The 2503-nt window shown below is 66.4% G+C and carries 2 protein-coding genes and 1 pseudogene; 2 read left to right on the plus strand and 1 reads right to left on the minus strand.

Annotated features, from left to right (window positions below; all coding sequences use genetic code 11):
• A partial coding sequence (locus E4L96_RS14970) for a DUF1800 domain-containing protein (protein ID WP_135208027.1) occupies positions 1-1398 on the minus strand: 1398 nt, incomplete at its 3' end.
• A gap of 161 nt (positions 1399-1559) precedes the next feature.
• Between E4L96_RS14970 and E4L96_RS14975 the strand changes: the two genes are divergently transcribed.
• Both E4L96_RS14975 and E4L96_RS14980 read left to right on the plus strand, forming a co-directional pair.
• On the plus strand, positions 1560-2237 hold the full coding sequence (locus E4L96_RS14975; RefSeq protein ID WP_135208028.1) for a CerR family C-terminal domain-containing protein: 678 nt from the start codon (positions 1560-1562) through the stop codon (positions 2235-2237).
• A gap of 85 nt (positions 2238-2322) precedes the next feature.
• Positions 2323-2503, plus strand: a pseudogene (locus E4L96_RS14980) (hypothetical protein); the annotation flags it as partial.

Below are 2503 nucleotides of genomic sequence, written 5' to 3' on the forward strand. Positions count from 1 at the left end.
GGACAGCACGGCGGGCATCGGCGCGGCCATGCCGTCGCGCAGTGTCGTGGCGACAGGTGCCGCAGGCGCGCGGTCCAGCGCGAGCTTGCCCGTGCCCAGCGCGGTGGCGAAGGCGATGCGGCGCGTGAGCGCGTTCGGGTTGAGCCACGCCTCCTGCGTATTCTTGTAGCCGTCCGGCGTCTGGCAGCCATACAGCGGCATGCCGAGTTGATTGAGCGCGCCCACCAGCGGCTGCACGTTCTGCACCTGTACGCCCGACGCACGCACGGCGGATACCACGAACTGGTACGGCGTCTTGAACTTGGACCCCTGCGTTGCCGCGGCCATGAATTCATCGCTGGTGAGCAGCGTGCGCATCACGGCGCGGAGACTGCCGCGGCTCGCCTGCCACGTCGCCGCCATGCGCTCCACAAGTGCCGGCGGCGGCACGTCCTGCACGAAGTACTGCGCCAGCTGGTAGGACACATGGCGCGCCGTGTTCGGGTGCATGGCCAGCACGTCCAGCGCGTACTCGCCTTCCGCCTGGCCCTGGTCCTCGACCACCTGGCCAAGCCAGTGCTTGGTGCCGTGGTCGTGGCGCCGCCGGTCGAAGCGGAAACCATCGTTCGGCCCGGACAGGTCGCGCGGCGTGAAAGTCCAACCCGTGAGCATACGCGCCAGCTCCGTCACGTCCCGCTGCGTGTAGCCCGCGTCCACGCCCAGGGTGTGCAGCTCCATCAGCTCGCGCGCGTAGTTCTCGTTCAGCCCACGCGGCATGCCGTTGTTGTTCTTCCCTTTGGGGACAAAGCCCGCGGCGGTGGACAGGTGGTTATCGAGGTAGAACAGCATGGCCGGATGCTTCGCCGTGGCGCCCAGCAGGTCGCGGAAGCTGCCCAGCACATACGGGCGGATTGCATCTCGCTCGTAGCTGGCCACCAGCGCGCGGTCCAGGCCTTTGCCGCTGTAGACGTTGAAATGGTTGAACCAGAATTCGACCAGCACTTCCTCCAGCTGGCGCGGGCTCTCGATGGCGCGCAGCAGGCGGGCCGCATCGGTCTCCCGGTTCGCCTTCTGCATCGCGGCCTTGCGCTGCTGGCGCGCGCCCTCCTCCTCGTTGCGGGCATCGCGCCGCAGGTCCAGGTAGCGGGCCAGCGCTTCGGCAGCGGGTGCGTTGGCCGCGTCCAGCAGGGCGAGGCGCGCGCTGAGCGCGGGCGGCAACGGAATCGCTTCTGGATTCAGTTGTTCCTCGATGTAGCGGGTAACGCCGAGCGCCGTCACGCGTTCGATGTCGCCGGGCCGGGGTCCGTAGCCGATCCGGTTGAGAACATGCACGGCCTGCTGATCAGCGGGACCAGGAGCAGCGGCGGCAGGCAGCGCAAGGGTGGCCGCCAGCAGGCAAGCCGCAAGGATATGTCGCATCAGGACTCTCCGTTGAATGACGTCCTGTTTATAACGCGGCACCTGTCCGTTCGGCACATACCGCCGGTTTCAGCCGTAAGCAAATGTAACAGCTCAGCCATAGTTCAAACAATCGATTTACTTGTATCAATCGATTGAAAATTGTGTTTTAATCCACGGCGATGGAAAAAGATAAATACACCACCCGCATCCGGTCGGACGGAGCACAGTCGCGCGAGCGCCTGCTGCTGGCCGCGATGAAACTGTTCGCGGAGCGCGGCTTTGCCAGCGTGTCCACGCGCGAGATCGCGCTGGCCGCCGGCGCCAACGTGGCTGCGATCAGCTACTACTTCGGCGACAAGGCGGGCCTGTACCGCGCCGCCTTCCGCGAGTACGACCCTAACACGCCCGAGGCCTTTGCGGCCTGGACGCGCCCCGACGCGACCTTGCGCGAGGCACTGGCCGCGTTCTATGGGCAGGTGCTGGCCCCGCTCAAGCAGGGCGATATCGCGCGCCTGTGCATGCGGCTCTGGTTCCGCGAGGTCCTGGAGCCGACCGGCTTGTGGCACGAGGAAATCGAGAACGATATCCGCCCCGCGTTCGCGGGCCTGGTGGCCGTGCTGCTGCGCCATTTGAACCTGAAGAAGAGCGACGACGACATCGACCGGCTAGCCTTCTGCCTGGTCGGACAGGCGATGCACATGATGGTGGGGCTGGACGTCATCGAGAAGATCACGCCGCGCCTGCTCGGGTCGGACGCGGCCATCGACAGCTGGATCGCCCGCATGGTCGATTTCGGCGAAGGCATGGTGAAGACCGAACAGGCACGCCGCAAGGCCGCCATGAAAAAAACCGCGTGAGCGTGTCGAAATGGCAGCGGCTCATGCGTCGTAGGGCAGGTGCAGCAAGAACATCGAATAACGATAACGAGGGAAGAACAACAGCATGACGACATTTCGACGCACGGTGGCCGCCGGCTGGCGGCTCCCGCTCCTGGCATTGGCCGTGACGCTGGCCGGCTGCGCCACCCGGCCTGCCGCCCCGCCCCTGTCCGCGATCGCCCCGCCCCAGTGGCAGGCGCCCCTGCCGCATGAGGGCCAGGTCACCCACCTCGCCACCTGGTGGC

Origin of the sequence: Zemynaea arenosa (assembly GCF_004614185.1) — a bacterium.
Classification (GTDB): domain Bacteria; phylum Pseudomonadota; class Gammaproteobacteria; order Burkholderiales; family Burkholderiaceae_D; genus Telluria; species Telluria arenosa.